Raw genomic sequence first — 15,354 nt, 5'->3', positions numbered from 1 at the left:
ACATAATTTGTGGGGAAGATGAAAGTTGAAAATAATTGAATGATTAGGTGAAAAGTATGATAGCGTTTTCATTTATTGTATTATACACTATTATTGTATCTATGCAGAGTATTTCATCATTGTAGAAAGGACGATTTTGCTGCTTTTTTAAATAAGAGCAGTTTGCCTTTACGTTAGAAAGGAGGGAAAGTGAACAACTTTCATATTTGTAATAAAAATTCACAATAAGTGAAACAATTAACATATGTAAAACTTAACCGGCTGTTGCTTAACCTTTTTTGAGCTGCATTATCCTGATAGAATTTCTTTCGGCAAAAAGAAAAATATCAGTAGAAAATGGAGCGATAAAATAGTTAAAACAGGCTCTTTTTGTAGCACGCGACATTTAAATTTCTTTAAAAGCTTAGTCTTTTATTCATTATATAGAATAATTTGGCAGAGAAAAAAGCATGTACGCTATTCTCCTCAAGATGGAACGAATAAATTGAACGAAAAAGTGAGGGAAAAAGATGAAAAAGAAATCAGTATTAATAAGTGTATTGTTTCTTTTTTTACTACTATTACCTATGGCTGCATCAGTAAAGGCAGCTGATGCAGATTATTATAACGAAGAATTTCGACCACAGTATCATTACACACCAGAAGCAAATTGGATGAATGACCCTAACGGAATGGTCTATTATGCTGGAGAATATCATTTGTTTTATCAATACTATCCATATGGCTTGCAATGGGGTCCAATGCATTGGGGACATGCGGTCAGCAAAGATTTGGTTCATTGGGAGCAGCTGCCGACAGCATTAGCGCCAGATGATAATGGCACTATTTTTTCAGGTAGTGCAGTAGTTGACTGGAATAATACAAGCGGCTTTCAAACAGGTGCAGAGAAACCATTAGTAGCAATGTACACACAAGATAAAAATGGAACGCAGGTTCAGAGTATTGCATACAGCAACGATAAAGGCAGAACGTGGACGAAATATACTGGCAATCCAGTCATTCCTAACCCGGGACTAAGTGATTTCCGCGACCCGAAAGTTTTTTGGCATGAAGATACAAAAAAATGGGTAATGGTGCTTGCGGCAAGTGACAGAATCAAAATATATACCTCAACAAACTTAAAGCAATGGACATTTGCGAGTGACTTTGGTCAAGGGCAGGGAAGTCATGGGGGAGTATGGGAATGTCCGGATTTATTCCAACTTCCCGTTGACGGAAACTCCACTCAAAAGAAATGGGTGCTGCAGATTAGCTTAGGAAATGGAGCAGCTTCTGGAGGGTCTGGCATGCAATATTTTGTAGGAAGCTTTAATGGCACAACCTTTGTAAATGATAACGAAGCAAGTAAAGTTCTTTGGACGGATTATGGGAAAGATTTCTATGCTGCAGTTTCTTGGTCGGATATTCCAGCTGCCGATGGACGCAGAATTTGGCTAGGATGGATGAGCAATTGGCAATATGCGAATGACGTACCTACCAGCCCATGGAGAAGTGCGATGACTATTCCAAGAACATTAGAACTAAAGACACTTTCGGAAGGAATTAGACTGGTGCAAACGCCGATAACGGAGCTGCAATCGATTCGAGGAGCAGTAAATACATGGACAAATAAAACGATAACACCTACCAGCAGCAATCTATTAAGTGGTGTCACAGGGGATGCAGTCGAGATCAATGCAGAATTTGATGTCAATGCTACTTCGGCAACAGAGTTTGGGTTTACTGTTCGTAAAGGGGGAAATCAGTACACGAAAATAGCTTATGATAAAACTACAGCACAGTTATCTATTGATCGAACGAATTCAGGCAATGTGAATTTTAACCCAACTTTTAATGGAAAACATAGTGCACCAATGCAGCCAGTGAATGGAAAAATAAAGCTACGCATCTTTGTAGATCGTTCATCTGTTGAAGTGTTTGGAAATGATGGACAAAAGGTGCTGACAGATATTATCCTTCCAAATCTATCAAGTACGAATCTGGAAGTGTATACAGTTGGCGGCAATACAAAAATCAATACTCTTACTGTTCACAAATTAAATAAAGTATGGGGTGCCACGCCATTTCAGTCTAATCTATCTGGATGGACAACAGTGAACGGTTTATGGGCTGATACAATAGAAGGAAAACAAGGACGTTCTGATGGAGATTCCTTTATTTTATCTTCAAAAACTGCGGATAACTTCACCTATGAATCAGATATAACGGTGAAAGATGGCAATGGAAAAGGGGCAGGAGCACTTGTTTTCCGTTCAAGTGATGATGCGAAGAATAGCTATCTTGCCAATGTGGATGCGAAAAATGATTTGGTGAAATTGTTTAAATTCGTGAATGGATCAGCAACAGTGTTAGCCGAATATCCCACAACTATAGATGTAAATAAAAAGTATCATTTGAAGGTTGTGGCAGTAGGGGATAACTTCAAAGTATATGTAGATGATCTTTTAGTAATAGATAAAAATGACTCCTCTTTCCAATCAGGAAAATTCGGGTTAAATGTATGGGATGCTACCGCAATATTCCAAAATACAAAGCAAAAAAGCTCTACTCTAGAATTAACGAATCATGATTTTGAAAGCGGTAATTTAAATGGATGGACAATTGTTAATGGTAACGCATTTAGTGCTGGAGATGTTGCAGCAGATACTACCTTTTGGGGTGGAGACTTTAATCAAAATGGCAAGTTTCATCTCTGGGGCTATAAAGAAGGAGGAGATGATCAAACGGGAACACTTAAATCTCAAAATTTTATTTTAGGAGATGATGGACAAATTGACTTGTTGGTTGCTGGGGGAAATGACAGCAGCAAATTATATGTTTCATTAGTAAGAGCATCGGATGGGAAAGAGCTCTTCAAAGAAACAGGGGGAAACACGGAAACTTATTCAAGAAAATATTGGAATGCATCTGCTTATATTGGTACAGAATGCTATATAAAAGTGGTAGACAATGGATTAGGCAGCTGGGGGCATATCAACCTTGATGACGTAAATGTTCCCGTGCAAAGTCTGAAATAATAAGATGAAAAAGGAGCAGCTGATCACAGGTCTTTAGAGTGACAGTTAATACTGGAAGATTAAGCAGAAAAAAGGGCATCCAATTGTCAATAAATTGACCCATTGGAAAGCCCTTTTTTTGTATAAAAATAGCTGTTTTATTGTTGTTCCTCTTCTTCATCTAAATCCATAAATGGTTTGTTGATGAAATGATACATCACGCCCATAAAGAATACCCCACCAATTAAGTTTCCGATTGTTACTGGGATAAGGTTGCGGATCACACTAACAAAATTGATTGCTGGTTCTTGATCAAGCACTAACGCAATAGCAAATGTACACATATTGGCAATGCTATGCTCATACCCAGAGATAAAGAAACAGAATACAAACAATACCATTGCAAATAATTTTGGTCCGTCTCCTTTTAGTGTCATAGGGATAAAGAATGCTAAACATACAAGCCAGTTACAAAGAATTGCTCGGAAAAAAAGTTCTGATACTGGAGCATTTACTTTATGTTCTGCTACGTATAATAAAAATTTATTTACATCTGGTGAATTAAATAACCCGGTTAGATAGATTAAAAGTGCAAAACAAACAGCACCCAGTATATTTCCTAAATAGCTTGTCCCCCAAACTTTAAATACTTCGTTCCAACTTATTTTTTTCCGCAGTGCAGCGTAAGTAAAGTAAAAGGTATTCCCGGTAAATAAATCTCCGCCACCGTATGCAATTAAAATGATAGCTGCTCCAAAAACAAGTGCAGCCATAGGATAGGCCATTGGAGAATCTACCATAAAAAAGAAATTCCCAGTTTTAAATGCCACAATTACGCCAAAACCTATAAACATACTAGCAACCATTGACCGCAGAATAGAGCGGAGGCGGCTTTGTTTAAAGATTTTCAGTTTCTTTAATGCTAATGCTTCAACTTCTGTTAAATATTTTACTTCCAATACAATACCCTCCTAAAAATATAGACTGGCTGTAGCCATATATATATACACCGATTTTTTTACATAAAAATATCCTTGTATAAGGATATGGACTTTAACCAGTAAAAAATGAAATTGAATTAGGTCTTATATAGTGTACAAAATCTCTATGAATTTAGCTATGTAAAGTTTAAAAAAACTATTATATTATGACAAAATTATGTCTGTTTTTAGGTAGACTACCATGAAAGGGTGCTGTTACTAAGTTTGCTTCCTGTATTTTACTTTTTTTCAGATAAAGAGGTAGGATAATTGAACAAAAGTTGATAAATGTTTATATGATGTAATATTCCTTATAAATGTCGTTATTAAACTAATTATTTTATTGAAACGAAAATGACGGAATTATGAGAAAATATGCATAATTATATGCATTAATTTTCTGATAAATAAAATTGTTTACTCATTTATTGATAAAAAGTCTTTTGGACAAATGTTTATTTTATCAGGTTTTTAAACTGGAAATAAAAAAAGTTATTTTTCATGTTATATTTTCTTACAAATGTATAGACTTTATAATTATTCAATTTTACAATGTATATAAGTACTTTTTTGTCTAAAAAAGGGAGTGGAGCTCTTCATGTCAGTTTATCGTATCTCGATGCTAGTGAAAGATGGGCCGGGAGTATTAGCGCGAATTTCTAATTTGTTTGTTGCGCATGAAATAAATATCGAACAGATCACTACAAAAAAATATAAAAAAGAAGAAATATCAAGAATACGAATAGCAAGCTGTGCAGAGGAGGGGCAAGTGCAAAATCTTGTCGTCGGTCTGCAGGGGTTGATGGAAGTTATGGAGATAGATACAACCGCTGTTCAGCGATCTGCCTTTCAGCAAAAGCTACTCCTTAAAGCAGATGCTATTCAAGAACTACGAGAGAAGAAAACTTTAAGTAGAAAGGTATCTTTTTGGCTTGTTGCCTGCAGCTTGTTTCTTACGCTCTTTGGAACCAATATACCAGCATCTCTCTATACGCTGTATCGTCAAGAATGGGCTCTTTCTTCAGGGATGATCACATTAGTTTTTGCTTTTTATGCATTTACTGTAATTCCCGCAATTATTATAGCTGGTCAATTATCAGATCAAATAGGCAGAAAGAAAGTACTTATTCCAGGTATTTTCTTTGCTATTATCGGCACAGCCTGTTTTACACTGGCAAATGGTGTAGGAATGCTTCTTATAGGAAGATTATTTCAAGGCTTATCCGTTGGCGTTTTAAATGGAGTTGCTGTTGCGGCGCTTACGGAGCTCGATGAGAAAAGAAATAAAAAGAAAACGGCATTAATTTGTGCTCTAGCTGTAACATTAGGAAATGCAATCGGACCTATTTTATCAGGTGTGTTAGGAGATTACGCGCCATTTCCAATAAGATTGTCATATTATGTACATCTACTTTTTATTCTCCCATGTTTTGCTGGATTATTCTTCTTAAATGAAAATGTTCGCCCTGGCTTACGGCCGGTTCAGCTCAAAAAACCATATGTACCAAAATCAATTATGAAGCCATTTTTATTAGCGACGGGAACATCTTTCTTAGCGTGGTCTATTATCAGCATGTTTATGTCCATAATTCCTTCCAATTTATCAAGCTTTACGAGCGTGCATAGTTTAACAATATCAGGATTAGTGGTTGCATTAGGTCTTATTGCAGCTGCAGCCAATCAAATACTTGTAAAACAGCTATCTTTAAAAACAATGATCAGCATTGGCTATATTTTAATGGTACTTGGACTTATTTTGCTCGTGGTTACACTAAGCACCAAATCATTAATTTTATTGCTGTTGTCCGCTGTTCTAATAGGTGCAGGAAATGGTCCTGCATATGCTGGAAGCCTTGCTTTACTAAATGAAGTAGCACCAAATCACATAAAAGGGAACATCATTTCTACATTCTTTGTTTTTACGTACTTAGGAGTTAGTATTCCCGTAATTGGTTTAGGTTTTTTATCTCAAGCAATTGGAGTTTCAGCTGCAGTTAATAGTTATGTAGCACTGCTTGGAGTCATTATTACGTTCATTGTAATTTATGGAATAAAAGAACAAAAAAATATATTTATAAAATAATAATAAAAAAAGAACTTGCCGCTACAATCGTAATCCACTAAGGAAAAAAGCAAACCATAACAGAAATACGAGAATAAAAGCACAAAAAAGCTGGGATATAAGTATTCCAGCCGAAGCTGTCTCGCTAATCTCACTGGAGTCTACGTGTATGCAGGTTGCTCCATTTTCCAATCTATTTTATTTTTTCTTGGTAAAAGAATTAGGTTTTAGAAAAGCCTTGAAAACGAAGGGGAATAGAGCAGAAGACACTCGATTCTTGCAGAACTTTTTTTCAGGGTAGCCAAATAATAAAAGATACATAAATAAAAGGATGCCCATATGAGCATCCTTTTTATTTATGTATCTTTTACGTGTATTTAGCCGACCAGCGTCTAGCCCCAGTGAGTATAAACTCCTGCCTCTAAAAGTTAAAAACACTTTTGGAGGCAGGAGAACATTTTTCTTCGGGGTTGAATTTTTTTATTAATCTTTATTCAATTTACGTGCTAGCACATTTCCAAATGATTGAATAGATTGCACGATTATCACAAGAATAAGAATAGTGGTATACATTACAGTTGGCTCAAAACGTAAATGACCGTATTGATAAGCAACATCACCTAAGCCGCCAGCCCCAACCAAACCAGCCATTGCAGTTGCACCAATTAAGCCAATCGTTGCAATGGTAAGACCTAAAACAATAGAAGAACGGGCCTCTCTGATTAATACACTCCAAATAATTTTGAATGTAGAGATCCCCATTGATTGATAAGCCTCAATAACACCACGATCTACTCCAAGGATAGAAGATTCCATTAACCTAGCAATATACGGTGCCGTATAGACAACAAGTGGTACGATAACACCTTCTACACCAATGGTTGTTCCCGCAACAAGCTTTGTAAATGGAAGAATAAAAAATAATAAAATAATAAATGGAATCGAACGAATAACATTTATTAAAGTATTCATTATCGTGTAAAAAACAATATTTTCTGCTTGGCCGCCTTTACGAGTCAGCACAAGCAAAACACCTAAAGGCAAACCAATAATAATTGAGATCAAAAGAGAGATGCTTGTCATTTGCACTGTTTGCCAAAACGCTTCTTGAATTACTTCTCCCCAATCTGTCCAAAATGTAGCCATATTATTGATTCACCTCTTCTACTAATATATTTTTCTCGGTAAGGAAGTGAATGGATTTTTCGACTTCAGATTCTTCGCCATCAATGTGAACAATCAACTTTCCAACAGATTGATCTTTTAATTGGTCAATACCACCAGCAAGAATACTTGGCAGTACGTTGAACTGTTTAGAGATTAAAGCTAAAAAGGGATCTTTTGAAGATTCGCCAATAAAGGTTAATGAAACAATTTTTCCGCTTTTTGGCAAAGTTCCAACCAAATGATCGGGAACTTTAATTCCAGCTTCACCATATACAAATTGTTTTGTTCGTAAATGTTTAGGATTGGAGAATATCGTAAGAACTTTTCCTTCTTCGACAATTTCGCCATTTTGCATGACTGCTACACGATCACATATGCGTTGGATTACATCTAATTCATGGGTGATTAAAAAGATAGTGATGCCCAGTTCTTTATTTACTTGAAGTAATAAATCAAGAATCGATTCTGTTGTATTTGGATCAAGTGCACTTGTTGCTTCATCACTTAATAAAATCTCCGGCTCATGGGAGAGGGCTCGTGCTATAGCCACTCTTTGTTTTTGGCCACCAGACAATTGTCCAGGATATACATGATGCTTATCTTCTAAACCGACAATATGCAAATATTTATCTGCTCGTTTTTTTATTTCTTCTTTTGGCACACCTTCAAGTTTTAGAGGAATCGTAATATTCTCATAAACAGTTGCTGTTTTTAAAAGGTTATAACCCTGGAAAATCATTCCAATTTTTTGACGTACCTTTTGCAAGTCCTTTTTCTTAAGGGATGTGATATCTACATCATTAATAAGAACCTTTCCAGTTGTAGGCTTTTCCAATAAATTTACGCAACGGATTAGGGTACTTTTTCCTGCACCACTGTATCCAATAACTCCAACAATTTCACCCTTTTGGATAGTAAGGGAAACATCTTTTAATGCTTCCACTTTTTTCTTTCCAACACTAAATGTTTTTGACACATGTTGTAGACTTATCATGCTAGAACCTCCTTACCAGCTAGGAACAATTGATCCGTTAAATGTTTCTTCAATAAACTGTTTTACTTCGTCATTTTGGTAATACTCTTGTATTTTTTTTACTACTTCATCATTTTTATTAGCATTGCGTACTACTAAATAGTTGGAATAAGGATTGTTTTCTGCCTCTTCATGGAAAATTGCATCCTTTTTAATTGTTAATCCAGCACCCATAGCGAAGTTCGTGTTGATTGCAGCAGCTGCAACTTCTCCTAATTGGGAAGGAAGCTGTGCAGAATCTAACTCAAGAATTTCTAAATTTAATTTATTTTCAACAACATCTCTTTTTGTTGCTTTTTCTCCAGTGCCTTCTTTTAATTTAATTAAACCAGCTTCTTCAAAAAGTTTTAAAGCACGATACTCGTTACTTGGATCGTTTGGAACAGCAATTTTATCGCCTTTTTTAATATCATCAAGATTTTTTACAGATTTAGAATAAATCCCCATTGGGAAAGTTAATGTTTTAAATGCCTCGCCAATTTTATAGCCTTTATCCGCTTTTTGTGCATCTAAAAATTGTTTTGTTTGATAGCTGTTGATATCAAGGTCTCCATCAGCTAATGCAGTATTTGGTGTATTGTAATCATTGAAAACTTTTAGTTTAATTTCAAGTCCATCTTTTTTCGCTATTTCTGCAACCTTTTCCATAACTTGTTCATGTGGACCACCAGTAACTCCAACTAATACTTCTTTCGTATTAAGTGCTGCAGATTCATCTTTATCTTTTCCGCAGGCTGCCAATGCAAGAACTAATGATAATAATACTGCAAATAGTGCAAATGATTTTTTCAACTTTATTTCCCCCTTATTTATAATTAACCTATGTGTAGTTCTGCTTAAACTTATACGAAAAACCACTTCCCTAATAAGAGAAGTGGTACTTAATGTAGTATCTTCCCTTATCTTAACAAAACCTATTAGTTTTGTCGGAATTAGCACCTGAATTAAGAATTAATTTGGTTGCCGGGCTTCACAGGGCCTTTCCCTCCGCCACTCTGGATAAGAATTATTCTATAAAGTTTAAGTTAAACGATTAGTTAAAATATATATTGCTTATAATAAAAAGTCAATTCTTTTTTTTCAGAATGATTGGTGAAATATAGGGTCCCTATTGAGTGGAAGGCCGTTTTGTAATTTTATTTTTCCTATATTTACCGAAAAAAAAGGGAAAACATTGACTGGATAAATTATAGAAAAATAAGAAAATTGTTAAAAGAAGATGGAATAAGATTAATTATTTTTAATAAGATAATTATCAAACAAAAAAAAGAAGAGTAAAACGACTCGTTATATCAAAAAGACGAGATGGAATGCGAACCTTTAATAGAAGAAAGTTTGGGGTTTACGGAATCCATTTATCGATCCATCGTATAAATTTGAAGAACTTTGTAATCAAAAAGAAAAAAATGTCGAAATATAGTTGCTTTTTTTAAATAATCGATATATAATTAAAAACGTGTTAAAAAAACATTAAAAAAATTAAATATGCGGGTGTAGTTTAATGGTAAAACCTCAGCCTTCCAAGCTGATGTCGTGGGTTCGATTCCCATCACCCGCTCCATACATAATGGTCACAACGCAGTGTTTCGGTTCAAAAAGAACGAAGCATTGCGTTTTTTATTGTGCAGTAAATTATGTTAGAATCATTCAAGGTAGTTTATATTCTTACAATCCCTTTCTGCTCTATATGAGCAGAAAAAGAAGAATACATTATGTAATTATTTTAAAGCTGCTTTCTCCACCATGAATTTGGACAAACATGTTCATTAGTGACTCAATCATTTTATTGGCTGTTTTCATTTTGGTAGAAGGCTGTAAATAAATGATTTGTACAGCATTATGTGTATTGAATGTAACTGGAGTTCGAATAGAATCCACAAAAGGGCTGCCGAATGGACCAAGTGAATCTTCACTGATGATCAGATCTTCCAGTGAATTACTTCTTCCGTTTAATCCAGTGTATTGTTCATCACTTTTCCCAATGCGCATGTTTAAATTGCCGGCAAGATTGGCACAATCATAAATACCGATTGGCACGCCAAATTGAAGAGAAAAGAAGTTGTTAAGGTCAATACTGCTATTAATCGGCTGCAGATAATTCTGCTTTTTTATGCGTCTAAATAAGGCTTCTGCTGAGTGACGATACCTATTTGGATCTTTTCCTGCTGCTTTAAAAATTTGACGCCACTCTTTAATGGAAGGAATATCATTCACATTAGCATCTTCTAAATCAAAATAGATCGCTTCTTGAAATAACTGAAGCCTGCCTTTTATCATTTGCGGCGAAGGGATCACCTCTATGTTTTTATATGTAATAAATCCAATTTTTAAATCAGGAATAATGCTTTTTAGTTCTTTTTGAATAGAAAGCTCCACTATATAAACCTCCAATCATTATAATTCCATACCAACTTAGGCTATGCTGCATGGCGTTGTTATTTATGTAATAGTTTATCTTATATGATTTTGAAATCCAATATTTAAGGAGGGAAACCTATGAATTATCATCAGTTAAAGCAGGATATTATCCAATATAGTAAAACAATTGGAATTGATAAAATTGGTTTTACGAATGCTAGCACATTTGAAGAAATGAAAATAAGATTAATTCAGCAGCAAGAATTAAATTACCAGTCTGGTTTTGAAGAAAAGGACATTGAAAAACGTGTAAATCCCTCCCTTTTATTGGATAAACCAAAATCAATCATTTCGATTGCTTTAGCATATCCTTCGAAAATGAAGGAAAGAGTGACAAGTAAAAAAGGAGCAAGAAGAGGGATCTTCTGCAGGGCTTCATGGGGAACGGATTATCATGTTGTGCTGCGAGACAGATTGCAAAAGTTAGAAAAGTATATTCTCGAAAAAGTACCGGATGCAAGATGTAAATCAATGGTAGATACGGGTGAACTAGTAGACCGAGCAGTTGCGCAAAGGGCTGGAATCGGCTGGTCGGGGAAAAACTGTGCCATTATTACACCAGAATTTGGTTCCTATGTTTACTTGGGAGAAATGATTACCAATCTTCCGATAACACCTGATACGCCAATGGAAGATCAATGCGGAACTTGTAATAAATGTGTGGAAGTTTGTCCAACTGGTGCATTAATACAAGGAGGGCAATTAAATGCTCAACGCTGTATTGCATTTCAAACCCAGACGAAGGGTTTCTTATCAGAAGAATTTAGAGAAAAAATAGGGAATAGATTATATGGTTGTGATACATGTCAAACTGTTTGTCCAAAAAATAAAGGCATGGATTTTCATAATCACGAAGAAATGGAGCCAGATCCAGAAATTGCGAAGCCTTTGCTTCTACCTTTACTAAAGATCAGCAACAAAGAATTTAAAGAAAAATACGGATATATATCAGGTTCTTGGCGTGGGAAGAAACCAATACAACGGAATGCACTTATAGCACTTGCACATTTTAAAGAAGAGGGTGCTGTGGATGATATTATTGATGTAATGAATAAAGATCCAAGACCTGTATTAAGAGGGACAGCAGCTTGGGCGTTGGGGAAAATTGGTGGAGAAGCTGCGAAAGAGGCATTAAATAATAGTTTGATAAAGGAATCGGATGAAGAAGTCCAAACCGAAATAACAGATGCGTTAGAGAGGCTTTCATCAATAGAAACAACAGACAAATTGTAAATGAAAGAAGCTTTTTTCAAAAGACTGTTTGTTTGATAACTAACTTTGAATCTTACTGCTATAATTTTCAACAGCCTAAGAAGGATAAGCTATCCTTCTTTTTTTTGTACAGAAAATCACTGCTTCTACATACCTATAATAAGAGGAAATGTTGCTTGATCAAAAAAAGTAGCACAATGCAGGGAGAGGATGACATGAAACAGCAGCTACTAGAATTATTAGAGAAGCGAATGCAGCAATATGTTTCATCGAAAAGAAGTCCGTTGTTAGAAGATAAAATGGAAAGAAAAAAGAATTTATTTCAAAAAAGAAAAGCTGAAATCGTAAAAGTAAGGGCAAAAGGCAATATACTATCGGTGGATAAATGGAATGAAACAGCAGAAGTGAATTATGAAGCACATTTGCAATATTTTATTAAACAACAGGAGTTTTTTTATTTAGAAGAAGAAATAGAAAAAAGAAAAGCGGTGTTCTACAAAGGGGTACTTATTGAAGATAAGGAATTGCCTATTTCTTTTCCAGCAGAAGATGAGTGTTTTCTAGAGGATACAGAAGAAAAATTTTCTGATGAAATGGGCAGAGGTTATACGTATAATCGCTTAAAGGCCGTTCAATATGCTGAAAAATGGTGGAACAGCTATAACCCAGCATACAAAACATTTGAAGTGGATTGTACTAATTATATTTCACAATGTGTGCGTGCAGGGGGAGCACCAATGAGAGGATATCCTAACAGAAATAACGGCTGGTGGATGCAAAATAATAATTGGAGCTACAGCTGGTCTGTGGCAAACGCATTTCCTAAATATTTAGCTACTTCTACAAAAGGTCTAAGAGCAAAGCAAGTATCAAAAGCTACAGATTTATTGTTAGGAGATGTTATTTGCTACGATTTTCAAGGAGATGGAAAGTATGATCATACAACTATCGTAACTGGGAAAGATGAGAACGGTGAACCACTTGTTAATGCTCATACTTATAATAGTAGAAATAGGTATTGGGCTTATGAAGATTCTACTGCGTATACACCAAATATGAAGTATAAGTTTTTTACTATTGTTGATGGATAAGGAATAGTTTTCACGTATTAGATTATTGTTTTTTGTAAACAAAGTGTATAATAATCACTGAAATGTATTTTATATAGAGGTGACGAAAGTTTTGGCAATACATATTGTACTATATCAACCACAAATTCCATCAAATACAGGAAATATTGCACGAACATGTGCAGCAACAGATACTATTCTTCATTTAATTCGTCCTTTAGGATTTTCTACAGATGATAAAATGTTAAAACGTGCAGGCCTTGATTATTGGGAATTCGTAAATATTCATTATCATGATTCAATCGAGGATTTTTTCACAGAAAATAAAGGTGGAGAATTCTTCTTTTTAACAAAATTCGGAAAGAAAACATATTCTTCTTTTGATTACAGTGACAAAAACAAAGATTATTATTTTATTTTCGGAAGAGAAACAACGGGGCTGCCTGAAGAAATTAGGAAGGCGAATATGGAACGTGCATTGCGTATTCCTATGAACGATAATGTTCGGTCTCTAAACCTTTCTAATACGGCGGCAATCCTTGTATATGAGGCATTGCGCCAGCAGGATTATCGGGAGTTATTGAAATAACTGGTCTTTTCGACTGCATACTAAACCATCCAATCTTTGGATGGTTTTTTTTAAGAGGCTGAGACATAACTAAATAGATAATAGGTAAAGACGAACATTTTCTAATTTAGCACGTAAATGGTTACTTTCCTATATTGGTTATTTATGTTTTTTAATATAGTTCAGTAGAAAAACTGTGTTGTCCATTGTGCTACAGACACTCGCTTTCCTCTAATTCCCGCAGGAGTCGAGTGTCTCTTCCGCTCCATTCCACTTCGTTTTAAAGACTATTTTCTAAAACCTAATTCTTTTACCAAGAAAAAAATAAAATAGATTGGAAAATGGAGCAGCCTGCATATACGTAGACTCCTGTGGGATTAGCGAGACAGCTGAGACCCCTGCAGGCCGAAGCGGCTCAGCGCGAGCCCCACGGAAAGCGAAGTGTATGCAGGCTGCGGGTGATTACCACAAACCTTCTTTTTTACATAAATAAAAAACCCGAACCATGATACGAAATATTTTTTACATCTTCATATCATGGTTCGGGTTTATCTTCGGCTGGAATACTTATGTCCCAGCTTCTCTTTTAAAAGGTATGAAAGCATAAATAGTCATGTGAACATTTTTCTTCAGAGCTAAACAAGACGCTTGCGCTTTTCTGATTAACTTTTTTCTTTTGGAGTGAATAAGCATCATTTGAAAAACATAGTAACAGTTACAAAGCAAATTACTAAAAATATTCTGCCTTTTTGACTATAATATGGATAGACAACCAATCAAACAAATTCTCCCTATTGTTTTATGGTTTAAGTTTGAAGCAGGGAGCAGGTGTGGAATACACGAAGACTACCGTGAAAATGTGAGTCAGGTGAACCCCTATGGAAAGCGAAGTGTATTCCGGCTGCGGACTCATTGAGAGAGCGGAACCCCTTGAATAAAAAGGAGTGGAAAAGATGAACGAAGTAATAAAAACCATGCTAGAACATCGATCTGTTCGTAAATTCACAAGCAAAGAATTAACGAAAGATCAAATTAAGCAAATAGTAGCAGCAGCGCAAAGTGCATCTACTTCAAGCTTTATTCAAGCATACAGCATTATTGGCGTGACAGATAAAGAAAAAAAGAAACACCTTGCAGAACTTGCAGGCAATCAATCCTATGTAGAAAACAACGGTCATTTATTTATCTTTTGTGCAGACTTATATCGCCATCAGGTTGCTGCAGAAATGGAAGGGAAAAATGTTTCAGCATCCCTTCAGACAACGGAGAAATTTATGGTTAGTGTTATTGATGCGGCACTAGCAGCTCAAAATGCCAGCATTGCAGCAGAATCTATGGGGATGGGCATCTGCTATATTGGAGGATTGCGCAACAATCTTTCAGAAGTGTGCAATGAGTTAAAAACACCGGAATATATTATCCCATTATTTGGACTTGTTGTTGGTTATCCAGATCAACAGACTGAAAAAAAACCAAGAGTGCCATTTAACCATATTTATCATGAAAATGAGTATGAGCAAGATGCTAGTGTCTATAAAAAAGAACTTGCAGACTATAATGAAGTAATTTCTGCTTATTACAAAGAAAGAACCGGGAATACAAGAAGTGATACATGGACAGCACAAATGGCAAACATGTTAGAAGGAAAATCCCGCTTATACATGAATGAATTTGTGAAAAGCAAGAAGATGAATTTGCGTTAAGAAAAGCAGGGGAATGAGAACCCCTGCTTTTTTTTTATTTCCAAAGATTACTCCATGATGAAAAAAGTCATTTTCTATAATAATTTCATTTCAAAGTATCTCTCCTAAAGACAAAAAACTCAATTCTTTATCCCACTCTTAACAA

10 protein-coding genes, 1 tRNA gene, 1 pseudogene and 1 riboswitch are annotated in these 15,354 nt (G+C 35.3%); of the genes and pseudogenes, 7 read left to right on the top strand and 5 right to left on the bottom strand.

The genetic code is table 11. The annotated features are described in order from the left end of the window. Positions 1-509 precede the first annotated feature (509 nt). Positions 510-2,543: pseudogene (locus AC5LWL_RS19805) on the top strand (glycoside hydrolase family 32 protein); the annotation flags it as partial. 611 nt (positions 2,544-3,154) lie between these two features. On the opposite strand, the gene AC5LWL_RS19800 reads toward AC5LWL_RS19805, so the two are convergent. Continuing rightward, positions 3,155-3,955 carry a formate/nitrite transporter family protein gene (locus AC5LWL_RS19800; protein WP_493435923.1) on the bottom strand — a complete coding sequence of 267 codons (801 nt, stop codon included), beginning with the start codon at positions 3,953-3,955 and terminating at the stop codon, positions 3,155-3,157. 619 nt (positions 3,956-4,574) lie between these two features. Between AC5LWL_RS19800 and AC5LWL_RS19795 the strand changes: the two genes are divergently transcribed. Then, the gene (locus tag AC5LWL_RS19795; RefSeq protein ID WP_493435922.1) at positions 4,575-6,059 is read left to right on the top strand and encodes an MFS transporter; all 1,485 of its coding nucleotides are present in this window, start codon (positions 4,575-4,577) and stop codon (positions 6,057-6,059) included. A gap of 462 nt (positions 6,060-6,521) precedes the next feature. Here the strand turns inward: AC5LWL_RS19795 and AC5LWL_RS19790 are convergent, their stop codons facing one another. From AC5LWL_RS19790 to AC5LWL_RS19780, 3 genes are read right to left on the bottom strand one after another with little or no spacing between them, the layout of a single operon-like run. After that, positions 6,522-7,184, bottom strand: coding sequence for a methionine ABC transporter permease (locus AC5LWL_RS19790; RefSeq protein WP_493435921.1), 663 nt, complete (start codon positions 7,182-7,184; stop codon positions 6,522-6,524). A gap of 1 nt (position 7,185) precedes the next feature. After that, on the bottom strand, positions 7,186-8,199 hold the full coding sequence (locus tag AC5LWL_RS19785; protein WP_493435920.1) for a methionine ABC transporter ATP-binding protein: 1,014 nt from the start codon (positions 8,197-8,199) through the stop codon (positions 7,186-7,188). 12 nt (positions 8,200-8,211) lie between these two features. Further along, positions 8,212-9,030, bottom strand: a complete 819-nt coding sequence (locus AC5LWL_RS19780; RefSeq protein WP_493435919.1) for a MetQ/NlpA family ABC transporter substrate-binding protein — start codon at positions 9,028-9,030, stop codon at positions 8,212-8,214. Positions 9,031-9,134: 104 nt separating this feature from the next. Further along, positions 9,135-9,244: riboswitch (SAM riboswitch) on the bottom strand. A gap of 481 nt (positions 9,245-9,725) precedes the next feature. On the opposite strand from AC5LWL_RS19780, the gene AC5LWL_RS19775 reads away from it, so the two are divergent. Further along, a tRNA-Gly gene (locus AC5LWL_RS19775) sits at positions 9,726-9,799 on the top strand. A gap of 149 nt (positions 9,800-9,948) precedes the next feature. Here the strand turns inward: AC5LWL_RS19775 and AC5LWL_RS19770 are convergent. Further along, positions 9,949-10,614, bottom strand: a complete 666-nt coding sequence (locus tag AC5LWL_RS19770) for a B3/B4 domain-containing protein (protein WP_493435918.1) — start codon at positions 10,612-10,614, stop codon at positions 9,949-9,951. A 120-nt stretch (positions 10,615-10,734) separates the two neighbouring features. On the opposite strand from AC5LWL_RS19770, the gene queG reads away from it, so the two are divergent. From queG to nfsA, 4 genes are all read left to right on the top strand, one after another. Further along, positions 10,735-11,889 (top strand): tRNA epoxyqueuosine(34) reductase QueG, encoded by a 1,155-nt coding sequence (queG, locus tag AC5LWL_RS19765; RefSeq protein WP_493435917.1) that lies wholly within the window; start codon positions 10,735-10,737, stop codon positions 11,887-11,889. A gap of 194 nt (positions 11,890-12,083) precedes the next feature. Then, positions 12,084-12,959 carry an amidase domain-containing protein gene (locus AC5LWL_RS19760; protein ID WP_493435916.1) on the top strand — a complete coding sequence of 292 codons (876 nt, stop codon included), beginning with the start codon at positions 12,084-12,086 and terminating at the stop codon, positions 12,957-12,959. A gap of 91 nt (positions 12,960-13,050) precedes the next feature. Continuing rightward, the gene (trmL, locus tag AC5LWL_RS19755; protein WP_493435915.1) at positions 13,051-13,527 is read left to right on the top strand and encodes a tRNA (uridine(34)/cytosine(34)/5-carboxymethylaminomethyluridine(34)-2'-O)-methyltransferase TrmL; all 477 of its coding nucleotides are present in this window, start codon (positions 13,051-13,053) and stop codon (positions 13,525-13,527) included. A 932-nt stretch (positions 13,528-14,459) separates the two neighbouring features. Beyond that, a complete protein-coding gene (gene nfsA, locus AC5LWL_RS19750) occupies positions 14,460-15,209 on the top strand; it encodes an oxygen-insensitive NADPH nitroreductase (RefSeq protein WP_493435914.1) in 750 nt (249 codons plus the stop codon). Positions 15,210-15,354 lie beyond the last annotated feature (145 nt).

Source organism: Niallia sp. WK069_GA_01 (genome assembly GCF_983173855.1).
Note: the sequence above shows the minus strand (reverse complement) of the source record. Positions and strands in the feature narration are given on the sequence as shown.

Excerpts from the sequence above, each read along its gene's own strand:
- AC5LWL_RS19795 (WP_493435922.1), top strand. The coding sequence starts at position 4,575 with ATGTCAGTTTATCGTATCTCGATGCTAGTGAAAGATGGGCCGGGAGTA.
- AC5LWL_RS19790 (WP_493435921.1), bottom strand. The coding sequence starts at position 7,184 with ATGGCTACATTTTGGACAGATTGGGGAGAAGTAATTCAAGAAGCGTTT.
- AC5LWL_RS19785 (WP_493435920.1), bottom strand. The coding sequence starts at position 8,199 with ATGATAAGTCTACAACATGTGTCAAAAACATTTAGTGTTGGAAAGAAA.
- queG (WP_493435917.1), top strand. The coding sequence starts at position 10,735 with ATGAATTATCATCAGTTAAAGCAGGATATTATCCAATATAGTAAAACA.
- AC5LWL_RS19760 (WP_493435916.1), top strand. The coding sequence starts at position 12,084 with ATGAAACAGCAGCTACTAGAATTATTAGAGAAGCGAATGCAGCAATAT.
- nfsA (WP_493435914.1), top strand. The coding sequence starts at position 14,460 with ATGAACGAAGTAATAAAAACCATGCTAGAACATCGATCTGTTCGTAAA.